We start from the raw sequence: 23,135 nt of genomic DNA, 5'->3' as shown, positions 1-23,135 counted from the left end.
TTTAAAATATATATATTTATAAATTTTCAACCATTTAAAATAAATTAGACATACTGTAGTTCTCTTATTTTTCTCTTATAGAAAACAGGAAGAAATATAACCACAGTAAATAAAAAAGATAAAATCAATCCAGTTAACATACCTTTCATCCCGTAAACTGATGCTAAAGTCCACTGGAGGCTCAAACTCAGAATTGCTTGAACAGGTACCAAATACCATAATGGCCGTAAATAATTCATGCTTTGTAGCAGCATCGCATATGTATCAGACCAAATCCGCAAAAGGAAATATGCACAAAATAAAGCTATCGTTGTAATATCTATATTAGTATTTATTTTTTTAGAGATAAGACCAATGATTTGTATTTTAAATAGATAAAAACCAATACTACAAACGATGATAAAAATAGCACCTAATGTTATATATTTACTTACGATTGAATTTAACTCAGACCATTTATTTTGAACCCTATATTCGGCACATACTGGCCAAAGGGCCTGTAACAATGCAGAATAAACAAAAAGAACCAATCCAAACACTTTAATTAATACCGTGTAAATGATAATATCACTAGCGGCTAATTTTTGAGACATTACAATATAATCCGCCTGGAGGACAATTGTAGCTAAAAAAGAAAAAAGCACAAAACCGGAAGCTCTCTTCAATACTTTATTAACTAGATTAAAATTAAATTTTTTAATTGATTCAGTTTTGAATGTTTTGAGAATTCTTGCAATGAATATCACAACAGGTATTAGTGCTGCCGGACCAAAAAACATAATAACAGCTAAATATATACTGGCAGATGCTCTATATTTACTGAATATAATTATTAGCATAAGGCCTAGCAAAGAAGACAATGCAGTAATTACATTAGCAATCCAACCTCTTTGTTCCGCAAACCATATTTTATATAGAACCCCACCAAAACTGGTGAAAATAAAAATACAAAGAGTGATGTATAGCAATAAATGCTTGTCAGATATTGTATGAACATCAAACCCTTGCAAATATGCTGGTGCTAAAAACTTTGTTAATGGCCATAAAGTTGACATCAAAACCAATATACCAATCAATATTAAGCATGCTGATGTCAATATATAGTCATTATATTTTTTCTTATTTGCCCTTTGCTCAGATATAAAATTTTGTAAACTATATCCAATGCCAAAGTCAGCCAACGTTCCCCAAGCAACAAGGCCGGCAAGTAAAGTAAAGGCAGCGTAGCCATTTTCGCCCATCATATCTAGCAAGTATCTAATACTTAAAAGTTGAATTGCTGCAGAAATTATTCTAGATACCCACGAGGATAAAGCAACCCATATATGAGTTGGTATTTTCTTTATAAAAAGTTCCACAATATTCCATTTATAAAGTGTTTGTTGTGCAGCATGCTCTGAGCTCGCATGCCGCTGCTTATGATAATTAGTAGTTATTACACCAGTCGTACATTTTCCTGACACCTTCACTAGCATCAACCTTCGGTGACCAGTCAGTAAATTTATTAATCTTATTTATATCCGCTACAAAAACTTTTTGATCACTTTCCCGAACAGGCAATTGGGTATAATTTAATTCTACACCTGAATACTTCTCTAATAATGAAAATAGCTCTAACAGAGAAAGACTGTGCTGTATGGTTCCACCAATATTAAAAGCATTGCCTCTGGCCAAATCCAACTTAGCTAGAGTTGAGAAATAAAGTGAAATGATATCTTCTGCATGTAATACATCTCTAACTTGCTTACCATTACCTGATATGGTGAACGGAGCTTTAATCCCACGGTTAGCTTCTACCGCTTTTTGGCAGAACCAGCCAACCCAGCCTTGATCATAAGTAGCAAATTGGCGGCCGCCATACATTGAAGAATGACGGAAAACGGCTGTTTTAAGGCCGTAAATACGCGCGTAATCAAGCATATATTGATCCGCAGCGCCTTTAGAACACCCATAAGGAGAATGGAAGGTCAGTTGAACACTTTCATCAAATCCATTTGGCTTTTCGATACATTCATATCGAGTTTTATTCTCTCTATACGTAAACTGCTCAAGATCTCCATATACTTTGTTAGTAGATGAATAAATTATTCCACATTCGGGATTAAAAAGACGGGTTGCTTCTAGAAGATTAAATGTCCCACCAACATTAACTTCAAAGTCCATTTGAGGATTATCAATTGATGTAGTCATTGCAACTTGACCAGCAAGATGAAATACATTATCAGGTTTGAATTTCTGAATTAACCTGGTTACATCATTCTTGTTTCGAATGTCACCATGCACATGCGTAAAATCACCGATAGAACGTAACCATTGTAGATTCTCTGACGAGCCATAGCGGGATAAATTATCAAAAACTATAACCTCCATCCCCAACTTGATTGCATGTGATGCAAGGTTACTGCCTAAAAAACCGCAGCCACCAGTAATCAAAAGCTTCATTTTTCTATTCCTTACTTAAAGTATCTTTAATTGCACTATTCAGTGAATATTCACACTTCCAGCCAAGCTCATTCATTCTTTCTAATGAAGCGCAGCTGTACATAAGTTCATTTTGACGAGTAGGTATAGCTCCAAACTCTAGCTCGCCTTGATAATTAGTGATTTTAGCTACGGTTTCTACAAATTTTCTAATTGTTATTGCTTGTCCAGAACCGATTGGTATGCTTTCACCAGATACTAAGTTATCTATATTTTTAATGAGGCATTTAAATGCATTAAGCAGATCTTCTATATATATAAAATCGCGTTCTTGCAATCCTGCTGTTAATTTTAGATTATTATTTTCTTTGCAGCTATTAATGACATATGTCGTGAACTTTGTTTGGTCATCATAAGGGCCATAAAAATGCTCTAACTTTAAATCTATAAACTTCCCGGTAAATCTATCACTATACTTTTTCGCCAATTCGCTAAATTGATTTTTAGTTAATGCATAATCACTAACATTCGAAGGTAAGGATGTTCCACAATTTAGGAAAACACCAGAACCATTAGAAGAAAGCATCTCTAAAATTAGCAACGGAAACTGGACATTAGCCTGTACTAACTGAGAAAGCGGCTCACCATTACGGCCATATAATGCAGCAGTATTGATGACAATATCCGGATCAAAATCGTTTATTTTCAATAACCAATCCATTTCAGATAGATCAATTAATCTAATTTTATCCGGATTATTCAACCGCTTATATGAAGAGTTTTCACGAATAGTTCCTGCTATCTCATGTTCATCGATTAACGAATTTGCTAATTGACTACCGAGATAGCCACTAATACCGGTAATAAGTATCTTCATATTAAAAGGAGGCAATAGTTGCCTCCTGACTCCTATTAGAAATTCAAACCAAAGAATTCTTCAAACTTACTAACTACGTAATCCAGATGATCATGTGTCAGGCCTGGATAAATACCGATCCAGAAGGTTTGATTCATAATACGGTCTGTATTAGTCAACTCACCGACAACACGATACTTCACGTCGTGGAAATACGGCTGGCGCGTTAAGTTTCCAGCGAACAGTAAACGTGTACCAATTTTGGCTTCATCTAAGAATTTAACCAAATCGATACGGGTTACACCGCTGTCTTCTTTAAGCGTTATTGGGAAACCGAACCAAGATGGATCTGAGTTTGGTGTGGCTTCCGGCAGCTCGAGGAATTGCTCACAAGACTGCAAAGCACTTTTTAGGTATTTAAAATTGGCTTTACGCTTTTCTACAAATTCTTCTACGCTTTCAAGCTGAGCTAAACCACAGGCAGCCTGCATATCCGTAATTTTAAGGTTATAACCTAAGTGAGAATAGGTATATTTATGGTCATAACCGAATGGTAGAGAACCTAGTTGTTGGCCAAAGCGTTTTTTACAGGTGTTATCACAGCCTGGTGCGCAATAGCAGTCACGGCCCCAGTCACGGAAGGATTCAATAATACTCTTCAGTTCTGCTGATTTGGTAAATACCGCCCCACCCTCACCCATAGTAATATGGTGAGCAGGGTAGAAACTAACGGTACCAATATCACCAAATGTACCCGCCATTTTGCCATCATAGGTTGAACCTAATGCATCACAGCAATCTTCAATAAGCCAAAGGTTATATTTATCCGCTACACGGCGAACTTCAGCCAGATCAAATAAATTACCCAGCGTATGAGCAATCATAATGGCTTTAGTTTTATCACTGACAGCTGCTTCGATCAGGCTGGCGTTCACATTATAAGTTGGAATATCAACATCAACGAAGACAGGAATTAAGCCATTCTGAATGGTAGGGTTAACTGTAGTAGGGAAACCAGCAGCAACAGTAATCACTTCATCGCCTGGCTTCAACGCTCGTGCACCAAGTTTTGGCGAGGTCAGCGCAGTAAGCGCTAGCAGGTTAGCCGAAGATCCTGACGTGGTTGTCAGTACATAAGGAACACCGAGATATTCCCCCAGTTTTTTCTCAAAAGCATCATTAAAACGACCGGTGGTTAACCACCCATCCAAAGATGCTTCAACCATCAGCTGAAGTTCTTTAGCACCAATAACTTTACCTGAAGGTGGAACGACACTTTTACCTGCTTCAAATGGCTTAGGGGCCATAGCCGTTTCAGCGTACTGAGCAACTAGCCCAGCAATCTGTTGACGTAATTCTTCTTGACTCATTTTCTATGACCTCAAATCATCTAGTTTTCATGTAATTATTAATTTCGGTAACACTATATTCATGCATGTCTTTGCCGGCTAGCCAGGCTTTATGCCAGGCCACAATATATTCCAGCGTGGTGTTAAGGCTCCAACGTGGGTGCCAGCCAAGTTGCATTTTAGCTTTTGAACAATCTAACTTTAAATAGTGAGCTTCGTGCGGATGTTCATTACCATCCAATTGCCAACTTGCATCATCACCCCAAAATTCGACCATTTTTTCAACAATATTTTGAACCGGAGTAGCATCTGCTTCATTCGGACCAAAGTTCCAGCCTTCGGCATATTCTACGCCGCCGTTGTACAACTTTTGCGCCAGTAAAATATAACCGGACAACGGTTCAAGCACATGCTGCCAAGGACGAATGGCGTGAGGATTGCGGATAATAACAGGTTTTGACTCTTCGAAAGCACGTAAAATGTCCGGAACAATACGGTCCAAAGCCCAATCGCCGCCGCCGATAACATTGCCGGCGCGGACAGTAGCCAGTGCTGTACCATGCTGATCGTACTTGGCTGGATTAAAGAAAGAGTTACGATAAGAAGATGTGACTAACTCAGCGCAACCTTTACTGTTGGAATATGGGTCATATCCTCCCATCGCTTCATTTTCGCGATAGCCCCATATCCATTCTTTATTGTCATAGCATTTATCGCTGGTGATATTAACCACAGCTTTGATGCCACCAACTTGACGGATTGCTTCCAGTAAATAGACGGTGCCCATAACATTAGTTGAGTATGTTTCAACGGGTTCCGAGTAGGATAGTCTTACCAGCGGTTGAGCCGCCATATGGAAAACGATTTCTGGCTGAAATTCACGAATTGAGTTTAATAGTTTTTGTTGATCGCGAATATCACCGATTTCTGATTCCATCCCGTCAGCTACGCGGGCAGTTTCAAATAGGCTAGGTTCAGTTGGCGCAGCCAGAGAATAACCTTTAACCGTTGCCCCCATGTTCTGCAACCACAAACTCAGCCATCCACCTTTAAACCCGGTATGACCTGTTACAAAAACACGTTTACCTTGCCAGAAGCTTGCATCAATCATTTTTTATTCCCATACCTTCCAAGGTGCGCGTCCTTCTTCCCACAGTTCATGTAGGTAGAGCTTGTCACGCAGTGTATCCATTGGCTGCCAGAAACCTGTATGCTCAAAAGCCATCAGTTCGCCCTGCTCAGCCAGGGTCATTAATGGTTCTTGCTCCCAAGTTGAGTTATCGCCATCAATTAGATCAATAACTTTAGGAGACAGGACAAAGTAGCCACCGTTAATTAAAGCGCCGTCACCTTTAGGCTTCTCTTTAAAGCTACGAACCTGTTTATCTTTGATGTCTAAAGCACCGAAACGGCCTGGCGGATAAGTGGCAGTTAAGGTCGCTTGCTTACCGTGATTTTTATGGAATTTAATCAATTCCGCGATATTCACGTCGCTGACACCATCACCATAGGTGAAGCAAAAGGCTTCATCGTCTTTAACGTAATCTTTTACTCGACGTAAGCGGCCACCAGTCATTGAATTCTCACCGGTATCAACCAAAGTAACATTCCAAGGCTCGACGCGTTTTTGGTGCACCGTCATTTCATTATCACGCATGCAGAATGTAATATCGGACATATGCATAAAGTAGTTCGCAAAATACTCTTTAATGACATAGCCTTTATAACCACAGCAAATAACAAAATCATTTATTCCGTAGGATGAATAAAGTTTCATAATGTGCCAGAGGATCGGTTTCCCCCCAATTTCTACCATTGGTTTTGGCTTAACTACGGTTTCTTCACTAAGACGGGTCCCAAGACCACCGGCAAGAATGACTGCTTTCACTAGAATCTCCATTACGTATTACTTTGACAAATCAAAGCTATTTTGATGGCACAAAGGCATCAGAGAAAAATTTATTTTCGTTTAATCCATTCTTTATAAAATCAGCGCGCGCAGCAGATATCATAGCTAAGGAACCGCAGGCATAAACATTAAATAGACTGAGATCGGCGATATCGTTAAGAACTGACTGATGTACAAATCCAGTTGCACCAGTCCAACTTTCATCATGACCTGAGACTACAGGAACATAATGAATATTGGGGTACTGAATTGCCCATTCCCTTGCGATATCGGAATAAAAACTATTCCCTGTCGGCATTCCCCAATAAATATACATTTCACGTTGATCATTTTTAGAAATTAATGCTTCAACCATAGACTTAACGGGAGCAAAACCTGTACCACCGGCAAGGAATATAATAGGTTCATTATTCTCACGCACAAAGAAGGTTCCCTGAGGCCCTTCAATACGTAAGAGTTGCTGTGGTTTTAATTCGTTAAAAATGATATGACTGAAAAGTCCATTAGCAACTTTCCGTATATGCAGCTCAACATTCCCGCCGGGCGCGTTAGCAATAGAATAACTACGGCGTTGCCCATTAATTATTAAATCAATATATTGCCCAGCCAAATACTCCATATTGGCGCTAGGTGGAAGCCTTAGCGACAAAATGGCAATGTCTTCGCCAAGATACTCAATATTGTCAACTTTGCAGGGATAAGTCTTTTTCTTTATGTGGCTAAGTTCAGGATAATAATGAACGTCTAATTCAACATTAGACTTTGCTTTAGAACAGCAAGTTAGTATTGAACCCTTAGCAATATCTTCTTCGGATAAGAATGTATTCTCACCTTGCTCAACCTCGCCTGATAGCACAACAGCCTTACAAGCGCCGCAGGTTCCGTCCTTGCAGCTGTACTCAATATTGATATTATTTTCAAGTGCCGCATCCAGAATGGTTTCAGTACCATCAGAAGTAAAAATAACACCGGATGGATGCAATTTAATTTCTAAAGACATATATAAATCCGAATTAAATAAATTTAAATAAGTAAATTAATTCGCCTCACTGATTTTTATCTTTTTAAGAATTAATCTTAGCGAATGATTTTAACAAAATGCATGGAGTAGCGATCTCTTCATCCATGAAAGGCATCGTCGTATAAATAGAATAAAATCCCCACGCTACCGCCCTTGGCTTGCAGCTACCAATGCACTGATTCGAAGGTTTAGGTCTGTGGCCCCGCAGGGGGCTTGAGGGTACGCGCTTTGGCCTTAAATCGGTCTCAGAGCATTCCTAAACAGCAGACACATTTTAAGTTAAACATTCATTTAATTAAGGCATTAAAATTTTGTGCCAATTCTCGTACTAATACCCCGCTATTACAAGAAAAACGTGATTTATGCCACGCTTTAATTGACTAAGATAATACGAGAAAATCCGGAGAATGCCCTTTGCACAATAAATCGTAACCGAATGTATTCATTTGATTTTCTTCATGTCTTCGAGTATTTAAAAATCAAACTTTCAGCTAAACATAAGCCGCTCTATATATAGAGCGCTTATATTTAGCAAGGCACTACATGTGCCGTTTAACTAATAACTCAAGCAAGTCAATATGCGCAATATCATCATTCAATGCAGGGATATATTCAAACTTCTCGCCGCCTGCATGTAGGAAAATCTCACGATTTTGTTCTTTAATTTCCTCTAGCGTTTCAAGACAATCAGCGGAAAAGCCAGGGCAGATCAGCTGTATATGCTTAACACCTTGAGAAGGTAAGCTTTTTAAGGTTTCATCAGTATAAGGAGTGAGCCAGGGTTCGCGGCCAAATCGTGACTGGTAGGTCATCATGATCTGTTCTGCGGGCAGCGGCACAACCGCCGTAAGCGCGCGGGCTGTATCTTCACAACGCAGCGGATAGTCGTCACCAAGCTGTGCGTAACGTTTAGGGATTCCGTGGAAAGAGAGCACCAGACGGTCAGGTTGACCATGCTGCTCAAAAGACCGTTCTACGCTTTGTTTTAATGCGGCAATGTAAGCAGGATGCTCTGCATAGTCACGAATAAAGCTGATAGAAGGTAAACGACGATAATTTTTTAGAATACGTGCAACGCTATCCCATACGGCAGCGCTGGTCGAACAGGAATATTGAGGATAAAGCGGTAACACAACCAGTTTAGTTACGCCTTGTGCCAACAGTTTTTCTATGGCATCGGATAAATTGGGTGAGCCATAGCTCATTCCAAGCTCTACCGGTGTGTCCGGCATTCGGGCCGCTAGCGCCTGCTGCTGCCGACGACTAAAAACCAATAGCGGCGAGCCTTCGTCCATCCAAACTGATTGATACAGTTTAGCCACTCGCGGAGAGCGGATTGGCAGTATGACACCGCGTAATAAAGGCCACCAAAGCAAAGGGGAAGTATCAACTACTCGGCGATCGCTGAGAAACTCAGCCAGGTAACGCTTAATCGCTGGAGTCGTTGGGGCATCAGGCGTTCCCAGATTGACCATCAGAACGCCAAGTTTGCTTTGCATGAGTCAGTTCCCTTCCTTTACTAATAAGCTGCAATGTATTTAAACCCGCGACACACAGCGCGTTTATTTACTGCCATTATAGCGAGGCGGCCATAAATATAAACTCCCTGCTACTTCACCTCTGCAATACATAAATAAGAAAGGCGACCCAAGGCCGCCTTCTTTGTCTACTCAGCATATTAGCCCAAAATAGTAGCTAATTCAGCGCTTACTTCAGAAACTTTGCGAGTTCCGTCTAATTTAAAGTACTGGGTGTTGCCTGCATCAGCTTCTTTACGATAGTAAGAAACCAGCGGAGCCGTCTGCTGATGGTACTCAACCAAACGTTTGCGAACCGTGGCTTCCTGATCGTCTTTACGAATGGTTAACTCTTCACCGGTAATATCATCTTTATCTTCAACCTTAGGCGGGTTGAATTTGGTGTGATAAACACGGCCAGATGGAGCATGGACACGACGACCAACGATGCGATCAACGATCAGTTCGTCTGGCACGTCAAATTCCAGGACGTAGTCAACCTTAATACCGGCTTCTTTCATGGCATCAGCTTGAGGAATGGTACGAGGGAAACCATCAAGCAGGAAGCCGTCGCGGCAATCGTCTTGAGTGATACGCTCTTTTACCAGTGCGATAACCAGCTCATCGGTCACCAGCTTGCCAGCATCCATAATTTCTTTTGCTTTTAAGCCCAATTCTGAACCGGCTTTAACAGCTGCGCGCAACATATCGCCAGTGGAAATTTGCGGAATACCGTACTTCTCCATGATGAATTGCGCTTGAGTTCCTTTACCAGCGCCCGGAGCGCCCAGCAGAATGATACGCATTGCGTAAATCCCCTTGCTATGTAGTTTTTCTATGTGTTTTTACTAGAATGAAATCGAAAATGCAGAAAACGCGTAACCATACCATTTCCACGGGTGATCGCTCAAGGCACCTTGCCGGAGGAGGTAATTGAAGAAATGAGACTAACTGAATTGATTTGGCAGAGAAAAGCCGTGATTGTGCGGTTAAAATGCCCCTAACCGAGCTTTTGGTCAGGGGCAATCGCATTGCAAATTAGGCTGTCAGTAACTGATTCATACGGCGAATGAACTGGTTTGGATCATCCAAAGTCCCGCGCTCTGCCAACAGAGCCTGATCGAGCAGCAGCTCAACCCACTCCGCAAACAGGCTTTCATCACTGACTTCTGCGGCGCGTTTTACCAACGCGTGTTCTGGGTTCAGCTCGAAGATGTATTTCACTTCAGGTGCTTGCTGACCCGCAGCGGCAAACAATTTTGCCATTTGTGTGCTCATTTCATCGGCACCTGTGGTGACGATGGCTGGCGTGTCGGTCAAACGATGAGTCAAGCGTACGTCTTTAACTCGGTCATTCAGCAGCGTTTTAACGCGCTCAACGAAAGGCTCCAGTGCTTTTTCCGCTTCTTGCTGCTCCGGAGTTTCTGCATCAACCAGTTTATCCAAGGATTCATCGGCCTTACTCACTGACTGGAAGGCTTTGCCATCGAATTCAGTCAGGTAGCTCATCATCCATTCGTCAATACGATCGGATAACAGCAGAACCTCAATGCCTTTCTTACGGAACAGTTCCAGATGCGGGCTGTTCTTCGCAGCGGCATAGCTGTCGGCAGTAATGTAGTAAATCTTCTCCTGACCTTCAGCCATACGGCTAACATAATCTTCCAGCGAAACGGTCTGCGCCGAGCTGTCGGTATGGGTTGAAGCAAAGCGCAACAGTTTAGCAATGGTTTCTTTGTTGCTGCCATCTTCTGCCGGGCCTTCTTTCAGTACCATACCGAACTGTTGCCAGAACTTCTGGTACTGTTCCACATCGTCTTTCGCCAGTTTTTCCAGCATTTGCAGTACGCGTTTGCTCAGAGCGCTACGCAAATTCTGGGTAATACGACTGTCCTGCAAAATCTCACGAGATACGTTCAGCGGCAGATCGTTAGAATCTATCAGGCCGCGAACGAACCGCAGATAGTTCGGCATAAACTGTTCGGCGTCGTCCATGATAAACACGCGCTGCACATAAAGTTTCAAGCCGTGTTTATGATCGCGGTTCCACAGATCCCAAGGCGCCTGCGCTGGGATATACAGCAGACTGGTATATTCCTGCTTACCTTCTACGCGGTTGTGGCTCCAGATTAATGGATCGGTAAAATCATGGGCGATGTGTTTGTAGAACGCTTTATATTCGTCATCGCTAACATCGGCTTTACTCCGCGTCCACAGCGCCTGAGCTTTGTTAATTTTTTCCCAGCTAACGGTGCCGTCTTCTTCGTTTTTACTTTCGATTTCCACCGGCAGAGCGATGTGATCGGAATACTTGCTGATAATTGAGCGCAAACGCCAATCGTCCAGATACTCATCTTCCCCTTCACGCAGGTGCAGGGTGATTTCAGTACCGCGATCTTCTTTGGTGATGTCAGCGATAGTGTAATCGCCCTCGCCTTCTGATTCCCAGAACACACCAGCATCCGCCGGTGCACCTGCGGCACGAGTGCGAACGGTGACTTTATCTGCCACGATAAAAGCAGAGTAGAAGCCAACGCCGAACTGACCAATCAGTTGGCTATCTTTAGCCTGATCGGAACCAATAGATTCCAGGAATGCTTTGGTGCCGGACTTAGCGATAGTACCGAGGTTTTCAATCACCTCGTCGCGGCTCATACCGATACCGTTATCACTCAGTGTCAGAGTGCGTTTTTCTTTATCGCAAGACAAACGGACGCGCAGTTCACCGTCACCTTCATATAATTCAGGGGCAGAAAGCGCACGGAAACGCAGCTTATCGGCCGCATCCGAAGCATTTGAGATCAGCTCGCGCAGGAAAATTTCTTTATTGGAGTAAAGCGAGTGAATCATCAAATGAAGCAGTTGTTTTACTTCAGACTGAAAACCACGGGTTTCTTGACCTTTCATACTCATTAGTTACCTCAATGCAAATTACTGTGCAGGCGGATATAGCCGAATGATGGAGATCAGATGGGGGTTGTAAGGAGGTGTTTCAAGTCTGAAAAGTGATGTTTGAGAGAAAAAAAGCATAAGCAGGGGCGACGGCCAGATTATCTCAAATGATATTATTCATATGATAATCAATAATAAACCGCCGCCTGACCTGAAAAAGGATCAATATTTGATCGGATGTCGCCCAGCCAGAGAGTGAGACAGCGTGGTGCCGTCCACCATTTCCAACTCGCCGCCCACCGGCACGCCATGCGCTATTCGGCTAGCCAATACGCCATACTGGCCGCACATCTGGCCGATATAGTTAGCCGTTGCGTCACCTTCCACCGTTGGGTTAGTGGCCAGAATGACTTCGCTGATACTTTCGCTGGCGAGGCGTTGTTCCAACAGATCCAGACCAATATCCGCAGGGCCGATACCGTCCAACGGCGATAAATGCCCCATCAGGACAAAATAACGCCCGCCAAACTGCCCGGTTTGTTCGATGGCGTGAATATCCGCCGGGCTTTCCACCACGCAAATCTGCCCGTTTTGTTGACGGCGAGGATTAGCGCAAATGGTACAGCTTTCTTGCTCAGTAAAAGTACGGCAATCGACGCAGTGGCCAATTTCCGACATCGCGCGGGTGAGCGCCTGAGCCAGACGCATTCCACCGCTACGATCCCGCTGTAGCAGGTGGAAAGCCATACGCTGCGCCGATTTTGGGCCTACGCCCGGTAAACAGCGCAGTGACTCCATTAATGTTTCAAGGAGTGGGCTGGTTTGCATCAGAACGGCATCTTAAAGCCCGGTGGCAGTTGCATACCACTGGATACGGAGGCCATTTTCTCTTTTTGCGTTTCATCAATGCGGCGTGCGGCGTCGTTCAATGCGGCCGCAATCAAATCTTCCAGCATTTCTTTATCGTCTTCCACCAGCAGGCTTGGATCGATTTCAACGCGGCGGCAGTTATGCGCACCGTTGATAGTCACTTTAACCAAGCCCGCGCCAGCTTCACCGGTAACTTCCAATTTGGCGACTTCTTCCTGCATCTGCTGCATTTTTTCCTGCATCTGCTGGGCTTGTTTCATTAAATTGCCAATACCGCCTTTACCAAACATAGTCTTCTCTCACAGCAAGGGCCGCGTCTGTGCACCATGCACGTACCGCAGCGATTAAATAGGTCGGATACTTTCTTCATCCAGCTCGGCATCAAAGAATCGACGCAGAGTCTGAATGTTCTTATCCGTAAGAATCGACTGACGCGCCTGCGCCAGCTTCTCTTCATAAATTGCCTGTCGCCATTCCAGCGGCGTTAGCTCCGCCGGATTGTCGTCTTCAATCACGCTTAGTTCAACCGGGCTGCCGTACAACCCACTTAACGCTTCCGTCAACACTTTCTGCGCGGACGGCGAATTCAGATGGCGCTGAGACGAACGCAGGTGAAGGCAAATATTACCCGGTTCTATCTGTTGTTTAAATGCATTCAGCGCCAACTGCTGAACCAATTTAGGGATCTGAAGCTGATTTATCTCCGCCGCCCAAGGGTCGCGAAGAATCGCCTCTTCCGCTAATTTTGCCGATAGCTCCGGCGTTTTCTCATGTTCTAGCGCCGAACGTAACGCTTTAGGCGTAGCAACTGGCTCCGGCGGCGTTTCAGGTTCGTTTTGCGCTTTCCAGCGATACGCCTCTTTCTTGCCCGGTTTCGCCTCGGTGGCTTTGGCAGCCTGACGCTGCTGACTACGCTCGGTTACTGAAGCCAATCGCTCCAGAGCCGAGATTGCCGGCCGCGCTTTGTCAGGCGCTGCCGGCTCATTCTTTTTTGGGCTGGATGTCCCATGCTGTCGTAAAAGCTGGGTTCGCGCCTGCAATAGCTGAGCGGTAGATTCCGGCACCGATGCTGGCGGCATTGGCTCTGACCGAGCTGGTGTAGACGTTACCGGCTGCGGCGCGGCGTGACGCTGCGGTATAGCATGAGTCGGCGCACCGATCGGAGAGGGAATCTGTGGAACAACTTCCGGCTCCGCGATAACCGCTTTTGGGTGGAAAGCCAGAGCGCGTAACAGCGTCATTTCAACACCCATACGGCGATCCGGCGCATAAGCTAGCTCTTTACGCCCCACCAGCAATGTCTGGTAATACAGCTGAATATCCGTTGGCGGCAAAGTACGCGCCAGTTCACGTAAACGCGGTTCTATTTCTGCGTAATGATTATCCAGCATGGATGGCAGCAATTGAATCATTGCAATGCGATGTAACAGACTGAGCGTTTCAACCAACAGGTTTTCCCAATCTACACCGCGTGACGCCGCCTGTTCTATCTGCGCCATCACCCGCGCACCATCGGCGCTCACCAGCGCTTCGATGATCGCCAGCGGCTGTTCATCATCCAAGGTTCCCAGCATCTGGCTGACCGTCGCGGTGGTCACCTGCCCCTGGCCCATAGAGACCGCCTGATCGGTCAGGCTCAGAGCATCACGCATACTGCCATCGGCCGCACGCGCCAGTAGTTGTAACGCGCGAGCATCGCTGTCGATTTGCTCAGCCTGAAGCACTTTTTCAAGCTGAGCACGAATTTGTTCCACATACAGCGCTTTCAGATGAAATTGCAGGCAGCGGGAAAGAATTGTCACCGGTAATTTCTGCGGGTCCGTCGTCGCCAGCAGGAATTTTACGTGTGAAGGCGGCTCTTCCAGCGTTTTCAACAGGGCGTTGAAACTGTGGCGGGAAAGCATGTGCACTTCATCGATTAGATAAACTTTAAAGCGGCCACGCGCTGGCGCATATTGCACGTTATCCAGCAGTTCGCGCGTATCTTCCACTTTGGTGCGCGAAGCGGCATCGATCTCGATCAGATCGACGAAACGCCCCTGCTCAATTTCCAGGCAGTTGGCGCATTTGCCACATGGCGTGGCGGTAATACCGGTTTCGCAGTTCAGCCCTTTTGCCAATAAACGAGCAATAGAGGTCTTACCGACACCGCGAGTACCGGAGAAAAGATAGGCGTGATGAATCCGTCCTAACGAAAGGCCATTAGCCAGCGCTGTCAGAACATGTTCCTGACCAACAACTTCAGCAAAAGTTTGGGGACGCCACTTGCGGGCAAGGACCTGATAGCTCATTAATACTTCATCGCTGAGATTGAGAAGACCATTTATACAGAAAAAACAAAAACACCGTTACCGCTTATATTTCATACTGGATTGTTTTCATTCACCTTTACTACCAAGATATAACCTATCGACACCATCAAAGTTATACCCATATCATCTATCACTATACTGTACCAGTACGTTGATTGTCATTCCTATTACTTTGAACATCATATTTCAGCGATTTAAGCCTGACTGAGCTGCACACCCTTCTCCGCTCGCAGCACACAGTTATTGAAAACCTGATACAGCGATTTTATTAATCATTAGGCTTACCAATAGATTGAGCCAATAAATGAAAACGGATACGTACCAGCAGTCCGCCCAGATTTCCCCCGGTCAGAAGCTCCGGATGGCTTTGATGGTAGATGGCAATATCTTTGACTAACGCTAACCCCAGACCGGCTCCGGACTGTTCGCCAACGTTATCCAAACGGTGAAATGGGATAAGCGCCTGTTCAGTTTCGTTATCGGCAATACCGGGGCCACTGTCCTCAATTTCCAAAATACAGTGATCAATATGCTGATCCTGATGCAAGCGTGCAGTGACCGTTCCACCGTCTGGCGTGTATTTCAAGGCGTTATCCAACAGGTTATCGCACAGTTCGGCCAGCAGCAGCCCATCCCCTGCAATTCGGTACTCCCCATCACTTTCATAACCCAAATCAATATGCTTGCTACGCGCCTGCGGCACACGGGCAAAACAAGCGTCCCGCAATAATTGAGAGAGATTAACAGGTTGCAGAGTTCGCTCTACCACTTTAACGCGGGAAAGCTGCAACAGACGGTCAGTTAGCGCCACCGTGTTATCTAGAGTGTGTTTCATCGCCTGTAGGCTTTCACGCCACTGAGCCGGTTCGTTGCTAGCCAGAGCCACCGCAGCCTGCGTTTTCAGCACCGCCAGAGGCGTGCGCAGCTGGTGAGAAGCATCGGCGCTGAATCGTCCCTGCCGCTCAACCATTTCCCGCAGCCGCTGGATATAGCGGTTAAATGCCAGCAGCAACGGCGCCATTTCAGACCAGGGGAGAATTTTAGGCAGTGGCGTTAACTCACCGGGATCGCGCAGTAACATCAGGCTGGAGAGTTTACGTAGCGGCTTAAGAATTCGCTTCAACAGCAGATAAGCCATAGCCAGCGTGAATAACACTAAAGCCCCCTGAGTGAGCACCGCAGAGACCATAATTTGCTGCGCCAGATTATGCCGCGATGCCAGCGTTTCGGCCACGAGCACCATCACCATCCCCATTACGCCCTCTTCGTTAACCGGCTGATACAGCGCAGCCACACGAATCGGCTTTCCGTCATAATGAGCATCATAAAAATGTACCAATGCGGGATAAAGATTCGAGCGCGGCGTATTGGGCGGTAGCGGCGGTAAATCATCGTAACCGGCAATGCTTTTGCCTTCCGGCGTAATGACCTGATAATAAAGCTGATCATTCATGTTACGTTCGAAACTATCCAGGACAATGTAAGGCACATCCACTTCCAAACGGCCGTTTCTCACTACCAGCCGTTCCGCGACGGTTCTGGCCGAGGCTAACAGCGAGCGATCGTAAGCCAGCGTTGCCGCATTCATCGCACTGATATAATGGGTATAAATCGAAAGGCCGCCGAGAATCAGTAAAGGTAGAGCGAAAAACACCAATAATTGATGGAATAACGAACGAGACGTTGTCAGGCCAGCGCCTTTAGCCCTGCCCATGTTCGCATTCCAGACTGTATCCTAACCCGCGCAATGTCATGATCGACACATCGCTCCCCAGCAACTTTTTACGCACTCGATGAACATACAGCTCAATACTTTCCGGGTTAGCTTCCTCCGACAAGGTAAAAACCTGCTCAAATAATTGCTGTTTTGCCACTGGCCGCCCACGGCGATGCATCAGTGTGGTCAATACCGCAAGCTCTCGAGGCGTCAGCGCCAAGGGTTTATCGTCCAGTAAAAAATATCCCTCATCGTGATAAGTCAGAGAACCAAATTGCAGAGCTTGCTGAGTCACGCCCACGCTGCGACGCAGTAAAGCGCGAATGCGAGCCTCCAGTTCGTCGAGTTCAAAAGGCTTGGTGAGATAATCATCTGCGCCCAGATTGAGACCTTTTACCCGATCCGCTACCTCGGTGCGCGCCGTCAGCAATAATACTGGCAAAGTTTGTCCACGTTTACGTAACCGGGCCAAGACCTCTAATCCATTCAAGCGCGGCAAGGCCACGTCCAAAACGACTAAAGCGTAGCTTTCGTTTTGCAGCAAATGCTCGGCTTCAATTCCATCATGGGCGATATCCACGGCAAACCCCGCGTGAGTCAAAGCCTTCTGTAACCAATGGGATAATTCGGGATGATCTTCTACCAACAAGAGACGCATATCACATCCTGTACTTTTTCCTGACCGTTGAAAGGTAACTGAAAGGTTATTGTTTTAACAATTCAGCAACCTCGCAATCGCGGGAAGGCTCACAGTTTGTAAGAAAATAACTTAGGAATCGCTATGAAAAATATAATTACCCGTGCTCTCACCGCTTCCGTCCTGATGTTAGCCGCACAACAAGTTTTGGCGATAGATCCACCGAAGCGCACCGAATGTATTGCTCCCGCCAAGCCCGGCGGCGGCTTTGATTTAACCTGTAAATTGATTCAGGTTTCCCTACAGGAAACCAAAGCCATTGACCGCCCGATGCGCGTCACCTACATGCCTGGCGGTGTTGGCGCTGTGGCCTATAACGCCATAGTGGCGCAGCGTCCGGCGGAATTCGGCACCGTCGTGGCATTTTCCGGCGGCTCGCTGCTGAATCTGTCGCAAAACAAATTCGGCCGTTATAACGCGAATGACGTGAAGTGGCTGGCCGCGGTTGGCACCGATTACGGCATGATCGCGGTACGCAGCGACTCTCCATATAAAACGCTGAAAGATCTGATGGATGCGTTCAAGAAAGATCCAAACAGCGTGGTATTTGGTGCCGGAGCATCCATTGGAAGTCAGGATTGGATGAAAACCGCGTTGCTGGCGCGCGAAGTCGGCGTTGATCCTCACAAAATGCGCTACGTCGCTTTTGAAGGCGGCGGCGAGCCGGTAACGGCGCTGCTGGGTAACCATATTCAGGCAGTTTCCGGCGATTTAAGCGAAATGGTGCCTTATTTAAGCGGTGACAAACTGCGCGTGCTGGCGGTGTATTCCGAACAGCGTCTGCCCGGCCAACTGGCTGATATTCCTACGGCAAAAGAGCAAGGCTTCAATCTGGTGTGGCCAATTATTCGCGGTTTCTATTTAGGGCCAAAAGTGACTGAAGAAGAATACCAATGGTGGATTAACACCTTTAACACCTTGACTCAAACCGAAGAGTTTAAAAAGCAGCGCGACTTGCGTGGGCTGTTTGAATTCAATCTAAGCGGCAAAGCATTGGATACTTACGTCAAAAATCAGGTTGAACAATATCGTGAACAAGCCAAAGCCTTTGGTTTAGCTAAGTAATCGGAGGTAGATGATGAGCGACCGCATTTTTGCCGGTATCTGGATTCTGCTGTGCGTCAGCGGCTTGTTTATCGGCTGGGGAATTCAAAGCGAATACAGCTATGAACCACTGGGGCCAAGGCCTTTCCCTATCGCTATTCTGGCGTTAATGACCCTGTGTGCAGTGCTATTACTGCTGCGCAAGCCGGAAACCGTTTCCTGGCCGCACAGTAAAGTATTACAGCGTTTGCTGGTGATGATCATTACGCTGGTGCTGTATGGCTGGGGTTTTGAATGGCTCGGATTTCCACTCGCTACGGCTTTGTTGACCTTCAGCATAGCGCTGTTGTTCCAGGCCAGCCTGATTCAGGCGCTGCTATCGGCGGTGGTTATCGGTATTGCTTTATTTTATGCCTTTGACCACTTACTGGATGTCACCCTACCGCTCGGCGTTTGGCTGAACTAACGAGGCAATAATGGAAACCTGGATGTATTTATCCCAAGGGTTTGAAGTGGCATTAGTGCCACAAAACCTGATGATTGCCCTGATTGGTTGCTTTATCGGCACCATCGTTGGCCTGCTACCCGGTCTTGGGCCAATCAATGGCGTGGCGATTTTACTGCCGCTGGCGTTTGCCTTAAAGCTGCCAGCAGAATCTGCCCTGATTTTACTGGCAACGGTTTATATCGGCTGTGAATACGGCGGACGTATCTCCTCGATATTGCTGAATGTCCCCGGCGATGCGGCGGCGATTATGACCGCGCTCGACGGCTATCCCATGGCGCAGCAAGGGCGCGCAGGCATTGCGCTGTCTATCTCAGCGGTAAGTTCCTTCGTCGGTTCAATCATTGCCATTGGTGGCATTATTCTATTTGCACCGTTGCTGGCGCAATGGTCGCTCTCATTCGGTCCGGCAGAGTATTTTGCACTGATGGTGTTCGCCATCGCTTGCCTGGGCAGCATGATGAGCCAGAATCCGATTAAATCACTATTGGCAGCATTAATCGGTTTGGGGCTGGCAACGGTGGGCGTCGATGCCAACACCGGGGTATATCGATTCACCTTTGACAGCGTCCATCTCTCTGACGGCATTCAGTTTATCGTGGTGGTGATTGGTCTGTTCTCGGTCAGCGAAATTTTGCTGATGCTAGAAGGCACCAGTACCGGGCAAAAACTGGTGCGAAAAACCGGCCGTCTGTTATTTAACCGTAAAGAGGCGGCGGAATGCGTGGGGCCAACCCTGCGTTCTTCAGTGATTGGTTTCTTCGTGGGGATCCTGCCCGGAGCCGGTGCTACCATTGCCAGCGCGCTGACTTACATGACGGAGAAAAAAATCAGCGGCAATAGCGAAAGCTTCGGCAAAGGAGATATTCGCGGCGTGGCGGCACCGGAAGCGGCCAACAATGCCTCGGCCTGCGGTTCGTTTATCCCAATGCTGACGCTAGGCGTGCCCGGTTCAGGCACCACGGCGGTGATGATGGGCGCATTGACGCTGTATAACATCACGCCGGGGCCAGCCATGTTTACCGAGCAGCCGGACATCGTCTGGGGATTGATTGCTTCGCTACTGATTGCCAACGTGATGTTGCTGTTGATGAATCTGCCATTGGTCGGTTTTTTCACCCGAATGCTCACCATTCCCCTATGGTTTCTAGTGCCGGCGATCGCCGCCGTTTCTGCAGTCGGGGTCTATGCGGTACACAGCACCACATTTGATCTGGTCTTGATGGTTGGACTGGGCGTCTTTGGCTATCTGCTGCGAAAAATGAACTTCCCGATGTCACCGCTGATTTTAGGCTTTGTTCTGGGAGAAATGCTTGAGCAGAATTTACGGCGCGCGCTTTCCATCAGTAACGGAGATTTCAGTATCTTATGGCAGGGTGCAATCGCCCAAACCTTACTCGGTCTGGCTGTGGCAGTATTGATATTGCCTTTTATATTAAGGCGTTGGCGTAAACGTCGACAGAAATCACCGGCAAATGCTAATGTGTAATCGTCAGATGCAGTGTTATTCGCAGCGAGTATTGTTAACCGAGAATATTGTTAACAGAAAATATGGTTAGCTGAAAGTGCAGTCAGACTGTGATCATTCAGACAGCAATAGAGAATTAACTGGGCCTCGTGCTATTTCAGTAACGAGGCCTTTTTTTACCGATTGCCAAAAGGCATGGTCAAATTAATGACCGTCGAAAGAGACCAGACTGTAGCAATCAATACCTTGTTCCGTCAGGCGTTTTTCACCGCCCAGCTCTGGAAGATTGATAATAAATGCCGCAGCAACCACTTCACCTTTCAAACGGTGAATCAATTTAGCCGTCGCTTCAATGGTTCCGCCGGTCGCTAACAGATCGTCGATAACCAGAACTTTATCACCTGGTTTAATGCTATCGGTGTGAATTTCCAGCTTATCGGTGCCGTATTCCAGTTCATAGCTTTCGCTAATGGTTTCGCGCGGCAGCTTGCCGGGCTTACGGACTGGAACAAAACCTACGCCCAGAGCCAATGCAACCGGCGCGCCGAACAGGAAGCCACGGGCTTCGGTACCTACAACTTTGGTCACGCCAGCGTCCAGATAGCGTTCTACCAGCAGTTCGATACTGGAAGCGTAAGCCAAAGGATTATCCAACAGGCTGGTAACATCGCGGAACAGTATGCCCGGTTTTGGATAGTCAGGGATGGTTTCAATACTGTCTTTAATATACTGAAGCTGTTGTGCTGTATTAGGTGCGGTAGCGGTCATAATTTGTGCCTGATAAAACTGCTGAACATACTAAAACGCGGCCACCCGATGTCGATCAAACACCGCCGGGACAGAACACATCCACCCCTTTTAACGCCCTAAACAGGGACTATGGGGCAATCCGCGCACGAAAACGCTCAAATCTATTCAAACTGATGGAAAAATGCAACCGGAGCCAGATAATCAGCGCTTTTTTTGTTGCGTTAGGTCAATAACCGGCATCCGCAGCATGAAAATCAATAAAACGATAAGCATAATTGCTAACAGCATTCTTACCCACCAGATTTTAACCAGCCACAGGGATATGGAAAAAGTGATAAGCGTCACCAGTACCGCTTTCCACTTGGCTCCCGGTGGCAGCGCCCGATGTTGCTGCCAGTTGCGAATATAGCTGCCAAACCATGAACGATAGAGTAGCCACTGATGAAAACGCGGCGATGAGCGAGCGAAACACCAAGCGGCTAATAGCAAAAATGGTGTGGTGGGTAACAACGGTAATACCACGCCTAAGGTAGCCAAGACCACGGCGGTCCATCCCAGGATGATTAACAACCAACGAGACATAAGCTCCCTTTATTTATTCTCACCATCATTGAAAAAGATACTAACCGGTACTTTATCATTAACCAGATTCACCACCAGTCGATTCATGATTCAATTTACCCAAACCAGTCCTTATTCCTTGTTTCCCGGCGGGTTCAAAGGCAAGCTAGCCCCAAGAATATCAGGAGAGAATTCCATGAGCACAGAAAAATTGTTACAGGTGCTTGAAAGCCAGGTTGAAGCACTGTCGGCTGAAATCGCCCCACAGGCGCACACGCCTACGGCTCAGGCTCGTTTTGATCAGCTTCTTTTCAGTAACCACGGCACGCGTTTGCGGGATTATCTGCTGGAGGTTCGCAAGAATCTGACACAATTGAAGCAAGTCGTCGCCGAACAGCGCTCCGAACAGGTGGCTTTTTTGGCAGAAAAGCTGGTGGCGCAGATTTCAGCTTTACAGCGAGAGCTCGCGACTCAAACCCTACGTAAAAATCAGCCCAAACCACGACAGGTTAGCCAGGATCCGTACCATAAACTGGCAGAGCATCAGGATTATGAAAGACGGATCATCACTATGATTCAAGATCGTGAAAGTCAGTTGGGACAACAAACCCGTCTGGTGGATCAGCAGCGAATCCAGAAGGAACTGGCGGCGCTGGAAGGCCGATTAATGCGTTGTCGTCAGGCTTTGACGCGAATCGAGCGCAGTATCGAGAGAAAAGATAATGGTTTTTGAAGGCGGGTCACATTTGCATAAATGATGATTATTTGGTTTAAATTTATTATCTATAATAATATTCTGATTAGCTAGCATGCATTCAAAGTTGATTCATTACGCATATATTTACGTCTCTGAGGCTGGCCGGCTTCCTCACTATGCCACCGGATTATGCGGGATAATGCAGCTTATCGATTTGTCAGTTCTGCCGGCATTCGCATTGACGGCACGGATATAACTGCACCAGATTGTTTTTGGTGTCACGTTGGATTTTCTTCACTCAAACTGAAACCCTAATGTTGGCTCATATGTCAGTTGAACACGCCCCACCAGAATTGCAGCTAGCGGTAGATTTGATTTACCTGCTGGAATGCAACGAAATTGCGCCAGAAACGGCGCTGGCAGCGCTGGAAATTGTTAAGCGTGACTATCAGCAAAAGCTGAGTCATCACCGTCAGGAATAATTCCCTGCCTGACTACGGCTTACAACGCTGCCCCAAAAAGGGCGAAACCTCTCCGGCTTCGCCCTCA

22 protein-coding genes and 1 other annotated feature are annotated in these 23,135 nt (G+C 46.2%); of the genes, 5 read left to right on the top strand and 17 right to left on the bottom strand.

Annotated elements, in window-relative coordinates:
* Window positions 1-44: 44 nt before the first annotated feature.
* The 15 genes from PL78_RS00720 to tctD all read right to left on the bottom strand — a co-directional run bounded on the left by PL78_RS00720 (window position 45) and on the right by tctD (window position 17,522).
* Window positions 45-1,469 (bottom strand): MATE family efflux transporter, encoded by a 1,425-nt coding sequence (locus PL78_RS00720; RefSeq protein WP_128821845.1) that lies wholly within the window; start codon window positions 1,467-1,469, stop codon window positions 45-47.
* A complete protein-coding gene (locus tag PL78_RS00715; protein WP_064512320.1) occupies window positions 1,426-2,442 on the bottom strand; it encodes a GDP-mannose 4,6-dehydratase in 1,017 nt (338 codons plus the stop codon). Before PL78_RS00715 ends, PL78_RS00720 begins: the two co-directional genes overlap by 44 nt.
* Window positions 2,443-2,446: 4 nt before the next feature.
* Window positions 2,447-3,298 carry an NAD-dependent epimerase/dehydratase family protein gene (locus PL78_RS00710; RefSeq protein ID WP_064512318.1) on the bottom strand — a complete coding sequence of 284 codons (852 nt, stop codon included), beginning with the start codon at window positions 3,296-3,298 and terminating at the stop codon, window positions 2,447-2,449.
* Window positions 3,299-3,333: 35 nt separating this feature from the next.
* A complete protein-coding gene (gene rfbH / locus PL78_RS00705) occupies window positions 3,334-4,647 on the bottom strand; it encodes a lipopolysaccharide biosynthesis protein RfbH (RefSeq protein ID WP_064512316.1) in 1,314 nt (437 codons plus the stop codon).
* 16 nt (window positions 4,648-4,663) lie between these two features.
* A complete protein-coding gene (gene rfbG / locus PL78_RS00700; protein ID WP_071889691.1) occupies window positions 4,664-5,737 on the bottom strand; it encodes a CDP-glucose 4,6-dehydratase in 1,074 nt (357 codons plus the stop codon).
* A 3-nt stretch (window positions 5,738-5,740) separates the two neighbouring features.
* Window positions 5,741-6,514: a glucose-1-phosphate cytidylyltransferase gene (rfbF, locus tag PL78_RS00695; protein WP_049598616.1), complete on the bottom strand. Its 774-nt coding sequence runs from the start codon at window positions 6,512-6,514 to the stop codon at window positions 5,741-5,743.
* A 37-nt stretch (window positions 6,515-6,551) separates the two neighbouring features.
* The gene (locus tag PL78_RS00690) at window positions 6,552-7,535 is read right to left on the bottom strand and encodes a CDP-6-deoxy-delta-3,4-glucoseen reductase (RefSeq protein WP_064512314.1); all 984 of its coding nucleotides are present in this window, start codon (window positions 7,533-7,535) and stop codon (window positions 6,552-6,554) included.
* A gap of 560 nt (window positions 7,536-8,095) precedes the next feature.
* Window positions 8,096-9,055 carry a ferrochelatase gene (hemH, locus tag PL78_RS00685; RefSeq protein WP_064512312.1) on the bottom strand — a complete coding sequence of 320 codons (960 nt, stop codon included), beginning with the start codon at window positions 9,053-9,055 and terminating at the stop codon, window positions 8,096-8,098.
* Between the two features lie 179 nt (window positions 9,056-9,234).
* Entirely contained in the window at window positions 9,235-9,879 is a 645-nt protein-coding gene (gene adk / locus PL78_RS00680; protein WP_064512308.1) for an adenylate kinase, read from the bottom strand.
* A gap of 232 nt (window positions 9,880-10,111) precedes the next feature.
* A complete protein-coding gene (htpG, locus tag PL78_RS00675) occupies window positions 10,112-11,980 on the bottom strand; it encodes a molecular chaperone HtpG (RefSeq protein ID WP_064518172.1) in 1,869 nt (622 codons plus the stop codon).
* A gap of 207 nt (window positions 11,981-12,187) precedes the next feature.
* On the bottom strand, window positions 12,188-12,793 hold the full coding sequence (gene recR / locus PL78_RS00670) for a recombination mediator RecR (RefSeq protein ID WP_049598610.1): 606 nt from the start codon (window positions 12,791-12,793) through the stop codon (window positions 12,188-12,190).
* Window positions 12,793-13,125 carry a YbaB/EbfC family nucleoid-associated protein gene (locus PL78_RS00665; RefSeq protein WP_049598609.1) on the bottom strand — a complete coding sequence of 111 codons (333 nt, stop codon included), beginning with the start codon at window positions 13,123-13,125 and terminating at the stop codon, window positions 12,793-12,795. Before PL78_RS00665 ends, recR begins: the two co-directional genes overlap by 1 nt.
* A 54-nt stretch (window positions 13,126-13,179) precedes the next feature.
* Entirely contained in the window at window positions 13,180-15,126 is a 1,947-nt protein-coding gene (dnaX, locus tag PL78_RS00660; protein WP_064512306.1) for a DNA polymerase III subunit gamma/tau, read from the bottom strand.
* Window positions 13,783-13,847 (bottom strand) — a sequence feature (DnaX frameshifting element). It overlaps the preceding gene by 65 nt.
* Window positions 15,127-15,415: 289 nt before the next feature.
* On the bottom strand, window positions 15,416-16,861 hold the full coding sequence (locus tag PL78_RS00655; RefSeq protein WP_064512305.1) for a sensor histidine kinase: 1,446 nt from the start codon (window positions 16,859-16,861) through the stop codon (window positions 15,416-15,418).
* A complete protein-coding gene (gene tctD, locus PL78_RS00650) occupies window positions 16,848-17,522 on the bottom strand; it encodes a transcriptional regulator TctD (RefSeq protein ID WP_064512302.1) in 675 nt (224 codons plus the stop codon). The genes PL78_RS00655 and tctD overlap by 14 nt, the downstream gene beginning before the upstream one ends.
* A gap of 123 nt (window positions 17,523-17,645) precedes the next feature.
* Between tctD and PL78_RS00645 the strand changes: the two genes are divergently transcribed.
* The 3 genes from PL78_RS00645 to PL78_RS00635 are packed head-to-tail and all read left to right on the top strand — an operon-like array spanning window position 17,646 to window position 20,599.
* Window positions 17,646-18,626, top strand: a complete 981-nt coding sequence (locus PL78_RS00645) for a Bug family tripartite tricarboxylate transporter substrate binding protein (protein WP_064512300.1) — start codon at window positions 17,646-17,648, stop codon at window positions 18,624-18,626.
* Window positions 18,627-18,639: 13 nt separating this feature from the next.
* Window positions 18,640-19,071 carry a tripartite tricarboxylate transporter TctB family protein gene (locus tag PL78_RS00640; RefSeq protein WP_064512299.1) on the top strand — a complete coding sequence of 144 codons (432 nt, stop codon included), beginning with the start codon at window positions 18,640-18,642 and terminating at the stop codon, window positions 19,069-19,071.
* 10 nt (window positions 19,072-19,081) lie between these two features.
* Window positions 19,082-20,599 (top strand): tripartite tricarboxylate transporter permease, encoded by a 1,518-nt coding sequence (locus PL78_RS00635; protein ID WP_064512297.1) that lies wholly within the window; start codon window positions 19,082-19,084, stop codon window positions 20,597-20,599.
* 183 nt (window positions 20,600-20,782) lie between these two features.
* Here the strand turns inward: PL78_RS00635 and apt are convergent, their stop codons facing one another.
* Both apt and PL78_RS00625 read right to left on the bottom strand, forming a co-directional pair.
* Window positions 20,783-21,346: an adenine phosphoribosyltransferase gene (gene apt, locus PL78_RS00630; RefSeq protein ID WP_064512296.1), complete on the bottom strand. Its 564-nt coding sequence runs from the start codon at window positions 21,344-21,346 to the stop codon at window positions 20,783-20,785.
* Between the two features lie 183 nt (window positions 21,347-21,529).
* The gene (locus PL78_RS00625; protein WP_064512295.1) at window positions 21,530-21,910 is read right to left on the bottom strand and encodes a DUF454 family protein; all 381 of its coding nucleotides are present in this window, start codon (window positions 21,908-21,910) and stop codon (window positions 21,530-21,532) included.
* A 175-nt stretch (window positions 21,911-22,085) separates the two neighbouring features.
* Here PL78_RS00625 and priC point away from each other — a divergent pair, with 175 nt between their 5' ends.
* A complete protein-coding gene (gene priC / locus PL78_RS00620; protein ID WP_064512293.1) occupies window positions 22,086-22,622 on the top strand; it encodes a primosomal replication protein PriC in 537 nt (178 codons plus the stop codon).
* 290 nt (window positions 22,623-22,912) lie between these two features.
* On the top strand, window positions 22,913-23,068 hold the full coding sequence (gene rsmS, locus PL78_RS00615; protein WP_064518170.1) for a pleiotropic regulatory protein RsmS: 156 nt from the start codon (window positions 22,913-22,915) through the stop codon (window positions 23,066-23,068).
* Window positions 23,069-23,135: the final 67 nt, after the last annotated feature.

It is taken from the genome of Yersinia entomophaga, assembly GCF_001656035.1.
GTDB classification, from domain to species: Bacteria; Pseudomonadota; Gammaproteobacteria; order Enterobacterales; family Enterobacteriaceae; genus Yersinia; species Yersinia entomophaga.
The sequence above is the reverse complement of the archived record's forward strand: the minus strand, read 5'-3'. Positions and strand labels throughout refer to the sequence as shown.

Coding starts and splice junctions, on each gene's coding strand:
- htpG (WP_064518172.1), bottom strand. CDS start 11,980: ATGAAAGGTCAAGAAACCCGTGGTTTTCAGTCTGAAGTAAAACAACTG.
- rfbG (WP_071889691.1), bottom strand. CDS start 5,737: ATGATTGATGCAAGCTTCTGGCAAGGTAAACGTGTTTTTGTAACAGGT.
- PL78_RS00635 (WP_064512297.1), top strand. CDS start 19,082: ATGGAAACCTGGATGTATTTATCCCAAGGGTTTGAAGTGGCATTAGTG.
- adk (WP_064512308.1), bottom strand. CDS start 9,879: ATGCGTATCATTCTGCTGGGCGCTCCGGGCGCTGGTAAAGGAACTCAA.
- priC (WP_064512293.1), top strand. CDS start 22,086: ATGAGCACAGAAAAATTGTTACAGGTGCTTGAAAGCCAGGTTGAAGCA.
- dnaX (WP_064512306.1), bottom strand. CDS start 15,126: ATGAGCTATCAGGTCCTTGCCCGCAAGTGGCGTCCCCAAACTTTTGCT.
- hemH (WP_064512312.1), bottom strand. CDS start 9,055: ATGCAAAGCAAACTTGGCGTTCTGATGGTCAATCTGGGAACGCCTGAT.
- PL78_RS00690 (WP_064512314.1), bottom strand. CDS start 7,535: ATGTCTTTAGAAATTAAATTGCATCCATCCGGTGTTATTTTTACTTCT.
- PL78_RS00655 (WP_064512305.1), bottom strand. CDS start 16,861: ATGGGCAGGGCTAAAGGCGCTGGCCTGACAACGTCTCGTTCGTTATTC.
- PL78_RS00625 (WP_064512295.1), bottom strand. CDS start 21,910: ATGTCTCGTTGGTTGTTAATCATCCTGGGATGGACCGCCGTGGTCTTG.
- tctD (WP_064512302.1), bottom strand. CDS start 17,522: ATGCGTCTCTTGTTGGTAGAAGATCATCCCGAATTATCCCATTGGTTA.
- PL78_RS00665 (WP_049598609.1), bottom strand. CDS start 13,125: ATGTTTGGTAAAGGCGGTATTGGCAATTTAATGAAACAAGCCCAGCAG.
- PL78_RS00715 (WP_064512320.1), bottom strand. CDS start 2,442: ATGAAGCTTTTGATTACTGGTGGCTGCGGTTTTTTAGGCAGTAACCTT.
- PL78_RS00710 (WP_064512318.1), bottom strand. CDS start 3,298: ATGAAGATACTTATTACCGGTATTAGTGGCTATCTCGGTAGTCAATTA.
- apt (WP_064512296.1), bottom strand. CDS start 21,346: ATGACCGCTACCGCACCTAATACAGCACAACAGCTTCAGTATATTAAA.
- PL78_RS00640 (WP_064512299.1), top strand. CDS start 18,640: ATGAGCGACCGCATTTTTGCCGGTATCTGGATTCTGCTGTGCGTCAGC.
- rsmS (WP_064518170.1), top strand. CDS start 22,913: ATGTCAGTTGAACACGCCCCACCAGAATTGCAGCTAGCGGTAGATTTG.
- PL78_RS00645 (WP_064512300.1), top strand. CDS start 17,646: ATGAAAAATATAATTACCCGTGCTCTCACCGCTTCCGTCCTGATGTTA.
- recR (WP_049598610.1), bottom strand. CDS start 12,793: ATGCAAACCAGCCCACTCCTTGAAACATTAATGGAGTCACTGCGCTGT.
- rfbH (WP_064512316.1), bottom strand. CDS start 4,647: ATGAGTCAAGAAGAATTACGTCAACAGATTGCTGGGCTAGTTGCTCAG.